Here is an 18,211-nt window from a genome sequence, read left to right as displayed (position 1 = left end):
GGTAACCTTTCCCTCGGAATCGTGGCGTACTTTGCTTCGGAATGGGCGGCGTACTTTGTGTCGGAATCGTGGCGTACTATGGAGCGGAATATCCATAAAGCAGGTCTGAAAATCATTCTAAACAAAAACACCCTTAAGTTCAATCAAACTTAAGGGTGTTTTTGTTTTATGTCAATTTTTACTTGAAAATGTAACTGATATACTTTTTATCAGAATTACCAGGTCTTTTAGTGCCTCAGATTCCTGATCTTCTGTTCATCAAGAACTATAATTGTTCCATTGTCTTCTACTTCAATCAATTTTTCAGTCTTGAATTCTTTAAGGGTTCTGATGGTTGATTCTAAAGACGAACCAACTACATGAGCAAGATCTTCACGGGAAATATTTATAATACTTTTGCCGTTTTTACTTTCTTTTAATTTGTCTATCAGCCTTACAATTCCTATGGCCACTTTCTTTCTTAATGAATTATATGCCATATTGATAATTATTTTTTCATTTTCACTAATGTTTTGGGATAACATAGTAATGAACTCTTTTGCGATAATGGAGTTTGTATGGATCTTTTGCAGGAAGTCTTCCTTTGGAATAAGTACAATTGAAGAATCCTCCATCAGTCTGGCATTTTTGCTGTAATTGCATTCCTTCAATATTTCGGTATATCCAAAGAAATCTCCTTTAGAGTATATGCCTGTAATTAGTTCTTTGCCATCTTCATTAACAATAAATTCTTTAACCTTCCCTGATTTAATGTAGTATAATGCTGAAGGTCGTTGTCCGGGCATATAAAGAACATGCTTTCTTTTAAAATATTGGGTCTCATGCCTTTCTGTTATGAGACAACTTGCTTTACCTATACTACTAGGACTAAAACTATCGTCTTTTTCAGTATCACTTGTCAAATGAAATTTGTTTTTTAAACTTTCATTTTTGTCTATTCTTAATCTTATGGTATTTAACAGATCGTTGCTGTCAAATGGTTTTACCAGGTAGTCATCAGCCCCAAGGCTCATTCCTTTTCGTTGATTCACATAATCTGCATTTCCCGAAAGAAAGATAAAGGGTGTTCCTGAAGTTTTAGGATGATTGCTTAAAATATGAATTACACCATAGCCGTCTATATCCGGCATTTGCACATCACATATAATAAATTGGGGGCTTTCTTTTAAAGCAGTTTCAATACCGGTCTTGCCATTATCGCAACTTAGTACTTTGTAGCCGGAGAGGCTTAGTAACTGATCCAGTTTATCTCTAAAGGATTTATCATCTTCAATCAATAGGATTTTTTTCATTTCTAATACTTTGCTGAATACTGAGGTTAATAGTTCTTCACGACATGTTTTAAAAGCTTATATGGTCAGGATTATTTTTCATTTAGTAGTATTAATTCAAATTGATCTCAAAAAATAATATACTATTACAAATAGTTTATTATATATGATTATGATTATTTAATACTACTCTTTTACTAATTTGTTGGGGTTCCCGTAAAAGTGTTTTATATATGAATTTGTCTATTTCAATCTTTTCCTTTTATAAATTGAAATAATAGGTTTAAGTACCACAAACTAAATTTACAATAAAATATTTATTTTATTATATGATTTTAATCAATTTTTTAATTGATTAAAATCAGTTTTATTCAATTGTAAATTTGTAAGCTATTGATTATGATTTGATTATTTTTCTAAGGCCTGAACTAGATCCAAAATTAATATGATTTTGAATAGGCTTAAAATGACAAAAGCTGATCTATCGATCAGCTTTTGTACTCGGAGCGGGAATCGAACCCGCACGACCTTTAAGGGTCACAGGATTTTAAGTCCTGCGTGTCTACCAGTTCCACCATCCGAGCAGATGGTTATTCGATTTTATATTCCGGTAACCGAAACCGTTCTCGTGTCTACCTCCCGATAATAATCGGGATCCACCATCCGAGCAGATGGTTATTCGATTTTATATTCCGGTAACCGAAACCGTTCTCGTGTCTACCTCCCGATAATAATCGGGATCCACCATCCGAGCAGATGGTTATTCGATTTTATATTCCGGTAACCGAAACCGTTCTCGTGTCTACCTCCCGATAATAATCGGGATCCACCATCCGAGCGTGGATTATTTACTATTTCAAACAAAAATTCCCTCTGTGAGGAGGGAGTTTCTTATTGGAGCGAAAGACGAGATTCGAACTCGCGACCCCGACCTTGGCAAGGTCGTGCTCTACCAACTGAGCTACTTTCGCGTTTTGGTGAGTGCAAATATAGGCAGAAAAGCTATTCTGGCAAGTATTTTTTAATTTTTTTACAACAATTAATCTAACTTATTGTTAATCAGTAAGTCTGTGATCAAGTCAAGCTCATATCCCTTGCTTGCAGCAAAGCGCGTCAAAAGATATCTTAGTTTAAATGGCTCTTTTTCGGAAATCATTTTTGATTTTTTTTCAAGAATTTTCTTTAACATGGACAGATAATCATCGTCATCAATTGCTTTCAGAGATTTAAGGATCAGCTTGTCCGGAATCCGTTTCAGTTTTAAACCTTGCCTGATCTTGATCTTACCCCATCCTTTAATTCTGAATTTACCCAGTGAATAGGCGAGGGCAAAACGTTCTTCATTCAAAAAATTTTGTTCTATTAGTTCTGATATGATCTCTTCAACATCTTTTTGATGCAATCCCCATTCATAAAGTTTGTTGCGAATTTCAAACTGTGATCTTTCCTGATAAGCACAATAACTTTCTGCCTTTACTTTAGCCTGTTCTCTGCTAAATATTTTCGGACTGGGTTCTTCATTTCTCAAAGCATTGAAATATCGTAAATATTTGAGAGGATTCCTTAAAAATTATTCAAATTTACGTCATGAATCACCTTCTCTATAGCGTTGAAGAATTGACTGAGATTTTTAATGCCAGAGCATTCGTCAGGGATAGGGGATCAGTTATCAGAACCTTACTCACAGATAGCAGGAAGTTGAATGATCCTGCAAAGGGTTTGTTCTTTGCTTTGAAGTCACGCAGAGATGGTCATAGTTTTATTTCAGAGGTTTATAAACAGGGAGTAAGAAACTTTGTTATCTCAGATCCTGACTTTTCCATTTTACAGTTCAAAGACGCTAATTTTTTCCTGGTTCAGGATACCTTAATGGCTCTTCAGAGCTTGTCTGCAAGTCACCGCAGCAGGTATGATTATCCTGTAATTGGAATAACAGGAAGTAATGGAAAAACAATTGTAAAAGAATGGCTTTATCAGCTACTTTCTCCCGAAAATAACATTATTCGAAGTCCCAAGAGCTTTAATTCACAGATCGGTGTGCCTGTTTCTGTTTGGGAAATGAATGAAGAGTATGATTTTGCGATTTTTGAGGCCGGAATCTCCAAATCAGGGGAGATGGAAAATCTTGCTAAAATTATCAGACCAACCATTGGTATTCTTACCAATATTGGTGAGGCACATCAAATAGGTTTCGAATCTAATGAAGAAAAGATCAGCGAGAAATTGAAACTGTTCGAGCTTGCAGATCTTTTTATTTACTCAGGAAAATACCTGCATGAATTTCAGGGTACCTTGCCAGGTGAAAATAAATTCACCTGGAGTTTTTATGAAAAAGCAGATCTGGAAATCATTAAAGTTGAGTCACTTGATAATAAATTCCAGGTTTTACTTGCTCAATATTTGGGAAGGGAAATACAGGCTATCATACCTTTTAAGGATCAGGCATCCTTAGAAAATGCTGTAATTTGCTGGGCGACCATGCTGGCACTTGGTTATGAACCCGGAGAAGCTAGTATAAGGCTTGAGAAGCTCATTCCAATTGGAATGCGACTAGAATTAAAAAATGGCATAAACAATTGTTCTGTGATTGACGATTCATACAGCCTTGACCTTTCTTCACTTGCAATTGCTTTAGATTTTTTAAAACAGCAAAATCAGCATCCACGCAGAACATTGATCCTTTCTGATATTCCAGGGGTTGATTCTGAGCTTGTTTATGAAAAAGTCAGGCATTTGCTCGTAAATAAATCAGTCGACCGCCTGATCGCGGTTGGAGAAAAGATCATTAAATATGTCACAGATTTCCCTTGTGAAGTTGAATTGTTCAAATCGACTGAAGATCTCCTCAGTCAATTTTCCTCTTTAAAATTTCAGAATGAGACGGTCCTGTTAAAGGGAGCAAGAACATTCGGATTTGAAGATATCAGTCAGCTTTTAACCCAAAAGGTACATGAAACCGTTCTTGAGATCAATTTAAATGCATTAGAACATAATCTTAATTATTACAAATCTGAAATAGGTACAGGTACCAAAATAATGGCAATGGTAAAGGCTTTTTCTTATGGAAGCGGAAGTTTTGAAATTGCAAATTTGCTGGAGTTTAATAAAGTGGATTATTTGGCGGTGGCTTATGCCGATGAAGGTGTTGCATTGAGAAAGGCGGGATCAAGTCTTCCTATAATGGTCATGAGCCCTGATGCTAGGGCCTTTGATACCATTATAAAGCATGAATTAGAACCTGAGATCTACTCGGTTCGCGTTTTAAATGAATTTGAAGAGGTTTTAAAGCTCAAGAACCTCTCAAATTATCCTGTACATATAAAACTGGATACAGGTATGCATAGACTTGGTTTTATGGAAGAGGAGCTTGATCAACTATTGTCATTATTAAATGGGAATAAATTGATGCATGTTCAAAGTGTATTTTCTCATCTGGTAGCCAGTGAAGATCCTGAGCATGATGATTTCACATCCCAACAAATTTCTCTTTTTATAAAACTATCCGATAAGATCAGAGAAGGACTGGGATACTCATTTATTCGTCATTTGGCTAATTCCTCTGGTATTAGTCGCTGGCCGGATGCCCGATTCGAGATGGTCCGTCTGGGTATAGGATTGTACGGTATAGATTCTGCATTTGGTAATAAATCTCCATTACAAACCGTAACTTCGCTGAAAACCAGCATTTCGCAGATCAAAAAGATTCCTGCGGGAGATACAGTTGGGTATAGCAGAGAAGGAAAAATGCCTGATGGGGGTACAATAGCTACTGTAAAAATCGGTTATGCCGATGGATACAACCGCGGGTTAGGTAATGGAAAAGGAAAAATGCTTGTTAGAGGGAATATAGTTCCAACAATTGGTAAAATTTGTATGGACATGTGTATGATTGATATTACAGGCATTAACGCAGAGGAGGGCGATGAGGTGGTCGTATTTAATGATGTTATCCGTGTGGAAGATATTGCAAAACAGCTGAATACAATTCCCTATGAAGTGCTTACTGGCATCTCTCAGCGGGTAAAACGAATATATTATTATGAATAGAATTGTCAGAGCTTTATTTAATTACCTGGTAAGAGGTGCATTGGTCATATTGCCTGTTGCTGCCGCATTGTTTTTTATTTACTGGGCGGTTTCTAAAGTGGACTCTGCACTTAATTTAAGCGATGTGATCTGGGTAGATCAAACGGGTAAGCCGATATATATTCCAGGTCTTGGTATCCTGACTGTTATTGTTTTTCTCATTGTTGTTGGCATTGTGGTAACAAACTTCGTAACTGACCCAATAAAGAAATGGTTTGGCCGTTGGTTCAAAAGATTACCTGTTTTTAATGTGATCTATACCTCTTTCAAAGATCTCACAGAGGCATTTGTTGGTGACGACAAAAAATTTAGTGAGCCTGTGGTTGTGGAAGTGAATGAAACGGGTTTGAAAAAAATAGGTTTCCTTACGCAAAAAGATCTATCCAAGATCGGCTATCCCGGTGAAGTAGCTGTTTATTTTCCTTTATCATACTCGTTTGCAGGTCAATTATGCATTGTGAGTTCTGACCGGGTGAAACCTTTGAAGATGAGTGCAAGTGAGGCTATGAAATTTATTGTCTCGGGTGGGGTAAGTCAGTTATGAAATTTAAGATAAACTGCATCTTAGTTTTCTATCTCTCAGATCTTGCCAGTTTCAGATAATGAATTTGTTTCCCTGAATGGATAATTTTTGATTACAAGCCATTGATTCCCGTCATGCTTAAGCAGACTCAAATGATCAACTTTGAAACTTGCTGTAAACTTTTTGTCTTTGTATTCTTCCCATATCAGCGGAAAAACCTCAGGCTTTATATCCCGGTAGGCAATTGTCAGATGTGGACGAAAGGGAAAAATATCTGAAGGATGTTTATCAATTCCTTTTTCGATCATTGTAGCGCTGATGATATTATAAAGTTTCAGTATCCCGGGGTTTATCAATCCCCGAAGTACAATTGCATGGGTGTTGAAAGCCTCAAAATTTTCAATGTCCTGTACAAATGATTCCTGCTCTGCCAACGCATATTGAATCATTCTGATGAAATTAATTTCAAAATCCTCTTCAAGTCTGAAAGGACGATAGATAGAAATATGTACCGGTGGTTTAAGAGCTTTCAGAACGCCAAATTTTTCCGAACAATGCAATCTTATCTCATGGATCTCCCTGGACAGGTCATGAGGTGGAATGATTGCAAGAAGATATAAACTGGACATGTTTTCTGTGCTTTTTTTGTAAAAATCTTAAATAGAATTCTAAAAAACGATGATGTAATATGATTTTCAAATTCTTCGAAATGGGAAAAACAAAATATGCAGGTTATTACTGGAAGATCTATTCCAATCATAACCTGCATATAAGAAAAAAAAATATTAGAACTATTTCAGTCTGCGAACAAATTAGATCCGGACTTTATTTTTTCCCGACCGCTATCTTATATAATGAAAGTCCCATGATTACAAAGAACACAAATCCCATGATCTGATATCCTCCAGAGCCAAGCAAAGAAGTAAGATGTTCTTCCATATTCAGCTTACCTACCGGACCTGCAGTACTTCCAAAGGCCATCAGAAACGCATAAATAACTCCCATGAGAGCACCACCAGCAACAAGACCGGTTGCAAAAAGATTTCCTTGTCCCAGTTCATCATCATCTGATTTGCTGCCTTTTTTCTTTGATCTCATATCAACCAAACCTTTTATAGCACCTCCTGCGAAGATCGGAAGGGTAGTGGAAAGCGGTAAATAAGCCCCTACAGCAAAAGAAAGGGATTTTACACCGCATAATTCAACTGTTATCGCCAGAAAGACCCCGACAAGCACAAATTGCCAGTCGAGGTTGAAGGACAGCAATCCTTTGATCAGAGTGGCCATGAGTGTGCCTTGTGGAGCAGGGTAGGTATCTGTTCCAATGGCATGAGTAATTCCCTGTGCGGCCATTTCGGCTGTGGGCCTGTCAAGTATCGATAAAGTTGCACCGATCACTACCGCAGATACAATAGCTCCAACAAATAAGGCTAGCTGCTGATATTTGGGTGTTGCTCCTACAATATAACCTGTCTTAAGGTCCTGTGAAGTTGCTCCGGCATTGGCTGCCGCTATACAGATCATACTACCAACAACCAAAGCCATTGGTTCATATGACAGGCCTGTCCATCCAATACTGATAAAAATTAAGCATGTACCCATCAAAGTGGCAATGGTCATTCCTGATACCGGATTCGAGGATGTTCCTATCAAACCAACTATCCGGCTTGATACTGTGACAAAGAAAAAGCCGAAAATAATCACTAAAACGCCAATTAGTAATTTATTTAAGATCGAGTCTCCGGGAATTTGAGGTAAAATTGCCATGAGTAGTATCAAAGCCAGACTGCCAAATATCACAATCCTGAAGGAAAGATCATTGTCTGTACGTTTGATCACTTTTAATTCAGCGCTGCTTTTATTCATTGAAGCCAGGCTCGACTTAAACGAAGAAATGATCGTTGGGATAGTTTTTAACAGGGTAATAAAACCACCCGCAGCAACAGCACCTGCACCGATCTGTTTAATATATGCCTGATAGATGGCAGTTGCAGTGTTTTCAAATACCATATTTAATGGGTCATAGTTTCCCGGGCCTCCCGGAGCATACACGTTATTTAGATAACCCAGTTTAACTAATTGATATGCAATTGTTTCTGCGGGTACCAATGTGGCCAGAAGTGGTATAAGTCCTAACCAGGCAAGCACACCGCCTGCAACGAGAACTCCGGCTATTTTAGGTCCAATGATATATCCAACGCCCATGTATTCAGGAGTAATCTCTCCATTGATTGTAGCTGATGGAAAGAATCTGTTCGTCTGCCTTGTTGCCCATGTTGGTGCCTCAGCGATCAGGTGAAATACCTTTTGGAGTATAGCATAACCGAAAGCAAAGGCAAGGCCGTAGTAGGCAGTTTTTGCAAAATCACCACCCTTTTCTCCCGCAATTAAAACAGAAGCACAGGCAGTACCTTCCGGGTAAGGGAGACTTTCATGTTCGTCTACGATCAATGATTTTCGCAATGGGATCATCATTAATGTACCGAGTATACCTCCCAGAGCGGCAAGGAAGAAGATTGGCCAATAGGAGAAAAATGATTCACTGTTGCTACCGGCAGATAGAAAAAGGAACCCGGGTAAAGTAAAAACAACACCTGCAGCTATAGACTCGCCTGCAGAACCAGTGGTTTGTATGATATTGTTCTCCAGAATGGTGGTTTTAAAAAACTTTCTCCCGATAGAAATGGCAAGAACAGCAATAGGAATTGATGCTGATACGGTCAATCCTGCTTTCAATGCCAGGTAGACTGTTGCGGCACCAAAAATTATTCCGAAAACGGCTCCTAAAAGAACTGATTTTACAGTAAATTCAGCAACCGAGCTGCTGGATGGCACATAAGGCTTAAATTCTTTTTTAGTAATTGTTTCAGACATATTGGATTTTTTGGTTTTTTCTAAATTAAAGATAGTTCTTTTACTGATATTTGAAATAAATTGCTTAAGAGGTTGAATAATTGAATTTTATTATGAAAAAAGCTGTTTTTCTGGACAGGGATGGGGTTTTAAATAAAGAATTGGGAGATTATGTCTGTCGGTTTGAGGATTTTAAAATATTGGAACACAATTTCACTGCATTAAAGGAATTACAGAATAGGGGGTATCTATTGATCGTGATTACCAACCAGGGCGGACTAGCAAAGGGATGGTATTCGGTTGAAGAACTTGATAAAATGCATGATCATTTAAAAAGAACTTATGCAGAACAGGGTGTGCTGATATCAGAGGCCTACTATTGTAATCATCATCCCGAATACAATGGAAAATGTTTATGCCGTAAGCCGGGTTCATTGATGCTTGAGAAAGCTGTTGCCCGTTTTGGAATTGATGCTTCTCAATCTTATTTTATTGGCGACAGAGAAAGAGATGTTATGGCTGGTGAAGCTGCAGGAGTGACCGGGATATTGATCGATAGTGATCAGCCGATTAGCGAGATTTTGAGTTTAATTGCTTAGGCTTTTTTTCTGTTATCTGTTGTCAGGAAAAAGCTGTAAATTTAAAATTAGTGCTGAATTGTCCTTGTTCTTTGATCCTGGTTCCTGGCTCAATTGGTCAGTTATCTGTTGACATGCAGGTTGCATAAAAAGGTGGTGCATTTTACTATTTAAATCGAGTTTGGATCTGAAAGGATGCAATATTCAGCTAATTATTAATTGTATTCAAAATTTATATCAGCCAATCCAGCTATGAAAAACTCATATTTAGTACATATTCAGTCTCTCCGCCCAGACAGATAACAGATAACTTTTATTCCTCAGCTATTATTTTATTAATTATTATCTCCGCGTGCACCCTTGAATTTTCAATGAACCAAATATGTGTATTCATGCCACCGCAGACTACCCCTGCAAGGTAAATTCCTTTCATATTGGTTTCCATGGTTATTGGATCATGTTCAGGAGCTTGTTTTTCATCTGTAGATATCCTGATACCGATTTTTCTAAGAAATGAAAAATCAGGCTGATAGCCTGTCATCGCCAGTACAAAATCATTGGCAATAGTAATTTTGCCTTCCGGTCCAATAATTTCTGCTTCATGCTCATTGATTGCGCTTAAGCTTGAATTAAAATAGGCCTTAATGCTTCCTTCTTTGATACGGTTTATAATATCGGGCCTGACCCAATATTTTACACGTTCACCGATCTCCGATTCACGGATCACCATACTGACTTCAGCACCTTTTCTATATGTTTCCAGAGCAGCATCTACAGAAGAGTTATTGGCCCCAACTACCAAAACTTTCTGTTTTGCATAGAAATGAGGGTCCTTGTAGTAGTGTTTTACCTTCGGAAGATCTTCTCCCGGAATATTTAATTTATTTGGAATATCATAGAATCCTGTAGAAACAATGATGTTTTTAACCTGATAGTCTGCCTTATTGGTATGTACAAGGTATTCATCCGACTTTTTGTCAACAGATTCAACCTTTTCAAATAAATTCAGGTTCAAGTCAAATTTATCTGCAACTCTTCTGTAATATTCTAAAGCCTCGCTTCGTGTTGGTTTAATATTATTGCTGACAAAAGGCACTCCACCAATTTCCAGTTTATCTGAAGTAGAGAAGAAGGTCATATTTGAAGGATAATTATAAAGAGAATTAACCATACAGCCTTTTTCTATGATCACATAGCTTAGTCCTGCAGCCTGAGCTTCGATGCCACAAGTTAGTCCTATTGGACCTCCTCCAATGATCAGAATATCGTATTTATTGTCCAATTTCAGATTTTGAGTATTGCGTTATGACTATTAACTTAAGTACAGAAGGCTTAAAATGATAAAAGCATAGAGTTTTATACTCTATGCTTTTTCCTTTATTCTTTCATCTTTTACCTTTAAGCTTTCTTCTTATTTTCCTGCAGCTTTTGCATGATCTGCGAGGAACTGTGCCAGTCCGCTGTCAGTCAATGGATGTTTTGATAAAGCGATCATAGCAGAAAGTGGTCCTGTGATCACATCAGCACCTATTTTAGCACAGTTAATAATGTGCATTGGATGACGAACTGAAGCCGCAAGTATCTGTGTTTCGAAACCATAATTATCATAAATAAGGCGTATATCTTCAATTAAGGTCAAACCGTCGGTAGAAACATCATCAAGACGGCCAATAAAAGGAGATACATAGGTAGCACCAACTTTAGCAGCTAAAAGAGCCTGGCCTGAAGAAAATACAAGGGTACAATTGGTCTTAATGCCTTTTGAACTAAAGTATTTTATAGCTTTTATACCCTCAGCGATCATTGGTACTTTTACAACGATCTTTGGATCCAGTGCAGCTAATATTTCACCTTCTTTCACCATGTTTTCGAAGTCGGTAGCAATGACTTCTGCACTTACATCTCCTTCAACCAAAGCACATATAGCTTTATAATGATTGATTACATTCTGATCACCAGTTATTCCTTCTTTAGCCATCAGGCTTGGATTGGTGGTTACTCCATCTAAAATTCCGAGTGCCTGGGCTTCTTTGATCTGGGCGAGGTTTGCAGTGTCTATAAAGAATTTCATGTCAATTGAATTAGCAAATTAGTGAATGTGCAAATTAGCAAATTATGCTTTCTTGCTAGTGGAAATTATTTTATTAATGATTTTTTGTATTTCTATTAGCTGTTCATTCAAAGCGGGTAGTTCTGAATGATTATGTAATTCTTTGCACAATGCAAGCCAATATTCAGTTTCATCCACTTCTTTTATTGCAATTTTGAATTTATGAATAAAATCGGCCTTGCTTTCTGCATTCTGTGCTTCTCTTACGTTGGCACCAATAGAAGTAGAACTTTTAAACAGTTGATTGGCAAGTGGAAAATCTTTGCTTTTTTGAAGGACCTGGCAATATTTGGCGGCATTAACAGCGAAAGAAAATGTTTTTAAAACTATTGGATTTTCATCAGCCTTTAGCCTGCTCATATTGAAGCAATTTGCTAATTAGCTCATTTGCTAATTAACTCAATTTTAAAAAATGGGCAAGCACCTTTTATCGCACCGCTACAACCTTCTACCCTTGCTGTGTTCCCACCCTGGGGGAGTTCAAAGGGAGCTGGTCGTAAAAGACTTGCCCGTCACAAAAGTAAAAAAAAAAAGGAATTAATGCCCCTGAGGTATAAATATGATGTATGAAATAGCAATATGGCAACAATATTGGTAATAAATTATAAATATTCTAAATTTGATGGTATAAAATGATATTTTTTGATTGAATGATAAAAATAGTTGTAAATTAAGTAATGACACCACTTTTTGTTACTTTAGTCAGCTTATAAATTTTAGATTTTTGATGACAAATACTGACAGCCAAACACAAGGTTTATACAACTCTGCAATGGAGCATGATGCCTGTGGAGTTGGTTTTATTGCAAATATTAAGGGCCGGAAATCGCATCAGATCGTTAGTGATGCCCTTACTATTTTAGAAAATATGGAACACCGCGGTGCATGCGGTTGTGATCCGGATTCAGGTGATGGGGCAGGGATATTAATTCAGATCCCTCATGATTTTTTTAAACAGGAGGCTCTCAAAGTAAATATCAGTCTTGATAAGGCAGGTAGTTATGGTGTGGGAATGATATTCCTTCCCAAAAAAGCCACTATCAAAGAGGCTTGCCGCAGAGCGATCGGGAAGGCAGCAGAAAAGCTTGGTTTAACCATAATGGGATATCGTAAGGTTCCTGTTAATGCAGGTATAATCGGTGAGACAGCTTTTTCTTCTGAGCCGGATATTGAGCAGGTCTTTATTTCTAAACCTGCAAATATTCACACTCCTGAAGATTTTGAGCGAAAATTATATGTGCTTAAAAACTATATCACCAAATCAGTAAGAGAAACAGTGATAGGGGCAGAGCAGCAATTTTACATTGTTTCGCTCTCTCAGAATGTTATTATCTATAAAGGTGAGTTTACCAGCAGCCAGGTAAGGATCTATTTCCCTGATCTGAATGAAGCTGGTTTAACTTCTGCTTTTGGTATGATCCATTCACGTTTCTCTACAAATACTTTTCCTTCATGGCGGCTTGCACAACCATTCAGGTTTATAGCCCATAATGGTGAGATAAATACTTTAAAAGGAAATTTAAACTGGTTTTATTCCGGCATACGCTCATTTGCGTCTCCATTTTTCTCCAAAGATGAAATGGATATGCTTTTGCCTGTAATTGATAATAATCAATCAGATTCTGCTTGTCTTGATAATGTGATCGAATTACTGTTCCATTGCGGACGGTCATTGCCTCATGTAATGATGATGCTTATTCCCGAAGCATGGGATGGCAACGAGCAAATGGATCCTGCTACAAAGGCATTTTATGAATACCATGCAACATTGATCGAGCCCTGGGATGGACCAGCGGCTATTGCATTTACTGATGGTCATTTGATCGGTGCCACACTTGACCGTAACGGTCTTCGTCCTCAGCGTTTTGTGATCACTAGTGATGATCGTATAATTGTTGCCTCTGAAGCGGGAGTTTTACCTGTAGATGAATCAAAAGTAATCAAGAAGGGGCGTTTGCAGCCAGGTAAGATGTTGGTTGTGGATACAATTAAGGGCGAAATTATTGAAGATGACGAGATAAAGAAGGAGATCACCACGCAACAGCCGTACGGTACATGGCTTGAGAATTATAAGATCAGGCTGGAAGATCTGGATGAGCCTAGAGTAGCTTTTACTCAATTATCCAATGAATCAACATTTAAGTATCAGCAAGTTTTCGGGTTTTCCCGTGAAGATATTGAGACTCTGATCATGCCAATGGCACTTACAGGTAAAGAAGCTATTGGTTCAATGGGGACTGATACTCCATTGGCTGTGTTTTCTGACAGGCCACAACACCTTGCAAACTACTTTAAACAATTGTTTGCGCAGGTTACTAACCCTCCAATTGACCCAATCCGTGAGCGTCTGGTAATGAGCCTCGCAGGATTTATGGGTAATAACGGTAATATTCTTGATGAGGATGAAATGCACTGTCATTGTGTGGCATTACCTCATCCGGTATTAAGTAATACAGAACTTGAAAAGATCAGAAGTATTGATACAGGTTCATTTCAGGCAAAAACATTACAAACATATTTTAAAGCCGACGGACAAGCAGGTTCTTTACAAAGAGGCCTGGATCGTTTGTGCAGATATGCAGAAGATGCTGTTCATGATGGTTTTGAGGTATTAATACTTTCAGATCGTGCAATCGACTCTGAACATGCTCCGATACCATCATTGTTAGCTGTTTCAGCCGTACATCATCACCTGATCAAAAAAGGTCTTCGTGGCGCAGTTGGTATCATGGTTGAAGCTGGTGATGTATGGGAAGTTCATCATTTTGCATGTCTGATCGCATTCGGTGCAACTGCAGTTAATCCTTACCTTGCTCTTGCAACCATACGTAAACTAAAAACTGATGAAAAGCTGGATACTCAATTGGATTTGAAGGCTTTATATAAAAATTATACCAAATCGGTTAACGATGGACTCCTGAAGATATTTTCTAAAATGGGAATATCTACACTTCAGTCATATCATGGTGCTCAAATATTTGAGATCATCGGATTGAATCAGGATGTAATTGAACATTATTTCACAGGTGCTGTTTCGCGCATCAGTGGAATGGGCCTTGACGACCTGGCAGAGGAAGCATTGCGTAAGCATTACCTTGGTTTCAGGCGCACAGGTGTGGAAGCAAAATTGTTACCTGAAGGTGGTGTTTATCAATGGAAAAGAAAGGGTGAGGCCCATCTTTTTAATCCTGAAACCGTTCATTTACTGCAGCATTCTACACGTACCAATAATTACGAGGTTTATAAAAAGTATGCTCAGCATATTAATAAGCAAACAGATTCCTTGTATACTATCCGCGGACTACTGGACTTTGCACATCACCGTCAGCCGGTTCCTTTGGATGAAGTTGAGCCTGTTGAAGCTATCCTGAAGCGTTTTGCTACCGGTGCGATGTCATTCGGTTCAATCTCTCATGAAGCGCATAGTACTCTCGCCATTGCAATGAACAGTATCGGGGCAAAAAGTAATACCGGTGAAGGCGGAGAGGATGAATTGAGATATGAGCCATTGGCGGATGGTGGATCAATGCGTTCAGCAATTAAGCAGATCGCATCCGGTAGGTTTGGTGTTACTGCAAACTACCTGACTAATGCCGATGAATTACAGATAAAAATGGCTCAGGGTGCTAAGCCAGGTGAAGGTGGTCAGTTACCCGGAGATAAAGTTGATGAATGGATCGCTAAGGTTCGGCATGCAACTCCGGGTGTAGGATTGATCTCTCCTCCTCCTCATCATGATATCTATTCGATTGAAGATCTTGCTCAGTTGATCTTTGACTTGAAAAATGCCAATCGTGCTGCCAGGATAAGTGTAAAGCTTGTTTCTAAAGCAGGTGTAGGTACAATCGCTGCTGGTGTGGCAAAAGCACATGCTGATGTGATCCTTATCGCAGGTTATGATGGTGGAACCGGGGCTTCTCCGCTTACATCGATCAAGCATGCAGGATTGCCATGGGAACTCGGACTTGCAGAGGCTCAGCAAACTCTGGTAAAGAATAAACTAAGAAGCAGAGTTGTACTTCAGACTGACGGACAATTAAAAACAGGTAAGGATATTGCCATTGCGACTCTTTTGGGTGCAGAGGAGTGGGGGGTGGCTACAGCGGCTCTTGTTGCTGGTGGTTGTATTATGATGCGTAAATGTCATCTAAATACATGCCCTGTTGGTGTTGCTACTCAGGACCCTGAATTAAGGAAGTTGTTTTCAGGCAAGCCTGAGCATATCGTTAATCTTTTCAGGTTTATTGCTGAGGAATTACGTGAGATCATGGCTGAACTTGGATTCAGAACCATTAATGATATGGTTGGAAGGGTTCAGTTTCTTAAAATGCGCGATGATGTTGATCACTGGAAAGTTAAAAATATCGATCTGTCGGCTATTTTATACTCAATGGATAACCCATCAGGCATGACCCTCTACAATAGTGAGAAACAGGATCATAATCTGGATAATATACTTGACTGGAAGCTTTTAGAGCATGCTAAAAATGCGATAGACTCAAAAGAACCAGTATTTGCAGCTTTTGATATAAAAAATACCGATCGTACCACTGGAACACTACTTTCTAATGAGATAACTAAGAAATACCAGTCGGCCGGTTTACCTCAGAATACCATAAACTATAAGTTTACAGGCTCTGCCGGTCAGAGTTTTGGAGCCTTCTGTACAAAAGGGATTTCTTTTGAATTGACTGGTGAAGCCAATGATTACGTTGGAAAGGGTCTTTCAGGTGCTCAATTGGTTATCTATCCATCTGTAAAGAGTAAGGTTTTATCTCAGGATAATATCATCATCGGAAATGTGGCGCTTTATGGGGCAACATCGGGTGAATTATTTGTCAGAGGACAAGCAGGAGAGCGTTTTGCTGTACGGAATTCAGGTGCTATAGCGGTAGTTGAAGGTGTTGGTGATCATGGATGCGAATACATGACTGGTGGAAGAGCCCTGATCCTTGGTAAAACAGGACGGAATTTTGCTGCTGGAATGAGCGGTGGTATTGCCTGGGTATATGATCCGGATAATTCATTTGTGAGTAATTGCAATACCGAGATGGTAGAATTGGATCCTCTTACTCCTAAAGATGAGGAAGAGATATTAAACTTGCTAAACAAGCACTTCCAGCTTACCCAGAGCCAGGTAGCAAAATATATTCTTGATGACTGGGATAATGCTTCAGCATCATTTATAAAAGTATTCCCATCAGAATACAAAAGGGTTTTACAGCAACAACAATTACAACAATCAGCAGGATAATGGGAAAAGTTACAGGATTTAAAGAGTATGACAGGGAGCTTCCTAACAAAATTGCCCCTGCAGAGCGATTGGAAAATTATAATGAATTTGTTCAGGAATATGAACCTGAAAAATTAAATCAGCAAGCAGCAAGATGCATGAATTGTGGAATTCCTTTTTGCCATTCAGGTTGCCCTCTTGGCAACGTTATTCCAGAATTCAATGATGCAGTTTATCAGGGAAAATGGGAGGAAGCATATCTTATTCTTTCCTCTACGAATAATTTCCCTGAGTTTACAGGACGTATTTGTCCGGCACCTTGCGAGGCTGCCTGCGTATTAGGAATTAATAAACCCGCTGTAGCGATTGAAGAGATTGAAAGACATATTATTGAGATTGCATTTTCGAAAGGTTTTGTAAAGCCTAATGCTACCTTACAAAGATCGGGAAAGAATGTAGCGGTCATTGGTTCTGGTCCTGCAGGATTAGCTGCTGCAGCGCAAATGAATAAGGCTGGACATACAGTAACTGTATATGAACGCGATGATCGTCCGGGTGGTTTATTACGCTACGGAATTCCTGATTTTAAACTTGAAAAATCAGTAATCGACCGTCGATTGGATGTAATGGAACAAGAAGGAATCAAGTTTGTATGTAATACCGAAATTGGTGTGAAAGATGATATGAAAGCCTTTATTGATCAGCATGATGCAGTGATTATGGCTGCGGGATCTACTATTCCGCGTAATCTTACTATTCCAGGCCGTGATTTCAAAGGGATTCATTTTGCTATGGACTTCCTGAAGCAGCAGAATAAAGATGTAAGTAATTCTGCAATCCCTGGCGAGCGTATTCTTGCTACCGGTAAGGATGTGGTTGTAATAGGCGGTGGTGATACAGGCTCTGATTGCGTAGGAACATCAAACAGGCAACATGCAAATACTGTAAAACAGTTTGAGCTAATGGTTCAGCCACCGGCACAACGTAATGAAAACATGCCCTGGCCAACCTATCCTATGTTACTCAAAACAACCAGCTCCCATGAGGAAGGATGTGAAAGGTTCTGGGGTATCAATACCAAAGAGTTTTTAGGTGATGAAAAAGGTGATTTGAGGGCAATTCTTGTTTCTGATGTAAGCTGGGAGCTGGATTCTTTGGGCCGTCCGGTAAAGTTCAATGAAGTTGAAGGTTCTGAAAGGGAAATTCCTTGCCAGCTGATATTATTAGCCATGGGATTCCTGCATCCTCAGCACCAGGGGCTTGTTCAGAATACAGGACTTGAACTTGACGCCAGAGGAAATGTTAAGGCAGTTGAAGGGCAATATCAGACAAATATTCAGAAAGTTTTTGCTGCAGGCGATATGCGTCGTGGTCAGTCATTGGTTGTTTGGGCCATTTCTGAGGGCAGGGAAGCTGCCCGCAAAGCAGATGAGTTCCTGATGGGACGAACCAGCTTGCCAAGCAAGGACCGAATCAATGAATATGTAAGTTTATAATTTTTATAAAATTAAGGACACTCTGGTTTAATCCTCTTTTGGATTAAGGCAGAGTTTTTTT

At 38.8% G+C, this 18,211-nt stretch carries 12 protein-coding genes, 2 tRNA genes and 1 other RNA gene; 5 read left to right on the top strand and 10 right to left on the bottom strand.

Annotation, left to right across the window (positions count from 1 at the left end; translation table 11 throughout):
* Nucleotides 1-227: 227 nt before the first annotated feature.
* The 4 genes from BLR27_RS15685 to BLR27_RS15670 all read right to left on the bottom strand — a co-directional run bounded on the left by BLR27_RS15685 (nucleotide 228) and on the right by BLR27_RS15670 (nucleotide 2,799).
* Complete coding sequence (locus BLR27_RS15685; protein ID WP_090706463.1) at nucleotides 228-1,292, bottom strand: response regulator; 1,065 nt, start codon at nucleotides 1,290-1,292, stop codon at nucleotides 228-230.
* A gap of 477 nt (nucleotides 1,293-1,769) precedes the next feature.
* Nucleotides 1,770-1,855 (bottom strand) — tRNA-Leu (locus BLR27_RS15680).
* 311 nt (nucleotides 1,856-2,166) lie between these two features.
* A tRNA-Gly gene (locus BLR27_RS15675) sits at nucleotides 2,167-2,242 on the bottom strand.
* A gap of 68 nt (nucleotides 2,243-2,310) precedes the next feature.
* A complete protein-coding gene (locus BLR27_RS15670) occupies nucleotides 2,311-2,799 on the bottom strand; it encodes a regulatory protein RecX (RefSeq protein WP_090706462.1) in 489 nt (162 codons plus the stop codon).
* A 59-nt stretch (nucleotides 2,800-2,858) separates the two neighbouring features.
* Here BLR27_RS15670 and BLR27_RS15665 point away from each other — a divergent pair, with 59 nt between their 5' ends.
* Together BLR27_RS15665 and BLR27_RS15660 are read left to right on the top strand one after the other, a co-directional pair.
* Nucleotides 2,859-5,318: a bifunctional UDP-N-acetylmuramoyl-tripeptide:D-alanyl-D-alanine ligase/alanine racemase gene (locus BLR27_RS15665; protein ID WP_090706460.1), complete on the top strand. Its 2,460-nt coding sequence runs from the start codon at nucleotides 2,859-2,861 to the stop codon at nucleotides 5,316-5,318.
* Nucleotides 5,311-5,901, top strand: a complete 591-nt coding sequence (locus BLR27_RS15660) for a DUF502 domain-containing protein (RefSeq protein ID WP_176767723.1) — start codon at nucleotides 5,311-5,313, stop codon at nucleotides 5,899-5,901. The genes BLR27_RS15665 and BLR27_RS15660 overlap by 8 nt, the downstream gene beginning before the upstream one ends.
* A 35-nt stretch (nucleotides 5,902-5,936) precedes the next feature.
* Here BLR27_RS15660 and BLR27_RS15655 read toward each other — a convergent pair whose 3' ends face one another.
* Nucleotides 5,937-6,509 carry a 2'-5' RNA ligase family protein gene (locus tag BLR27_RS15655; RefSeq protein ID WP_090706456.1) on the bottom strand — a complete coding sequence of 191 codons (573 nt, stop codon included), beginning with the start codon at nucleotides 6,507-6,509 and terminating at the stop codon, nucleotides 5,937-5,939.
* A 196-nt stretch (nucleotides 6,510-6,705) separates the two neighbouring features.
* A complete protein-coding gene (locus tag BLR27_RS15650) occupies nucleotides 6,706-8,754 on the bottom strand; it encodes an OPT family oligopeptide transporter (protein ID WP_090706455.1) in 2,049 nt (682 codons plus the stop codon).
* A 92-nt stretch (nucleotides 8,755-8,846) separates the two neighbouring features.
* On the opposite strand from BLR27_RS15650, the gene BLR27_RS15645 reads away from it, so the two are divergent.
* On the top strand, nucleotides 8,847-9,332 hold the full coding sequence (locus tag BLR27_RS15645) for a D-glycero-alpha-D-manno-heptose-1,7-bisphosphate 7-phosphatase (RefSeq protein ID WP_090706454.1): 486 nt from the start codon (nucleotides 8,847-8,849) through the stop codon (nucleotides 9,330-9,332).
* A 292-nt stretch (nucleotides 9,333-9,624) separates the two neighbouring features.
* Here the strand turns inward: BLR27_RS15645 and BLR27_RS15640 are convergent, their stop codons facing one another.
* The 4 genes from BLR27_RS15640 to ffs all read right to left on the bottom strand — a co-directional run bounded on the left by BLR27_RS15640 (nucleotide 9,625) and on the right by ffs (nucleotide 11,932).
* Nucleotides 9,625-10,593: a YpdA family putative bacillithiol disulfide reductase gene (locus BLR27_RS15640; protein WP_245704535.1), complete on the bottom strand. Its 969-nt coding sequence runs from the start codon at nucleotides 10,591-10,593 to the stop codon at nucleotides 9,625-9,627.
* A 129-nt stretch (nucleotides 10,594-10,722) separates the two neighbouring features.
* Nucleotides 10,723-11,382, bottom strand: a complete 660-nt coding sequence (fsa, locus tag BLR27_RS15635) for a fructose-6-phosphate aldolase (RefSeq protein ID WP_090706451.1) — start codon at nucleotides 11,380-11,382, stop codon at nucleotides 10,723-10,725.
* Between the two features lie 42 nt (nucleotides 11,383-11,424).
* Complete coding sequence (locus BLR27_RS15630; protein ID WP_090706449.1) at nucleotides 11,425-11,781, bottom strand: four helix bundle protein; 357 nt, start codon at nucleotides 11,779-11,781, stop codon at nucleotides 11,425-11,427.
* Between the two features lie 51 nt (nucleotides 11,782-11,832).
* Nucleotides 11,833-11,932, bottom strand: an RNA gene (gene ffs, locus BLR27_RS15625) — signal recognition particle sRNA small type.
* 216 nt (nucleotides 11,933-12,148) lie between these two features.
* Here ffs and gltB point away from each other — a divergent pair.
* Together gltB and BLR27_RS15615 are read left to right on the top strand one after the other, a co-directional pair.
* On the top strand, nucleotides 12,149-16,675 hold the full coding sequence (gene gltB / locus BLR27_RS15620) for a glutamate synthase large subunit (protein ID WP_090706448.1): 4,527 nt from the start codon (nucleotides 12,149-12,151) through the stop codon (nucleotides 16,673-16,675).
* Complete coding sequence (locus BLR27_RS15615; RefSeq protein ID WP_090706446.1) at nucleotides 16,675-18,150, top strand: glutamate synthase subunit beta; 1,476 nt, start codon at nucleotides 16,675-16,677, stop codon at nucleotides 18,148-18,150. Before gltB ends, BLR27_RS15615 begins: the two co-directional genes overlap by 1 nt.
* Nucleotides 18,151-18,211 lie beyond the last annotated feature (61 nt).

Origin of the sequence: Daejeonella rubra, from assembly GCF_900103545.1 — a bacterium.
Classification (GTDB): domain Bacteria; phylum Bacteroidota; class Bacteroidia; order Sphingobacteriales; family Sphingobacteriaceae; genus Daejeonella; species Daejeonella rubra.
The sequence above is the reverse complement of the archived record's forward strand: the minus strand, read 5'-3'. Positions and strand labels throughout refer to the sequence as shown.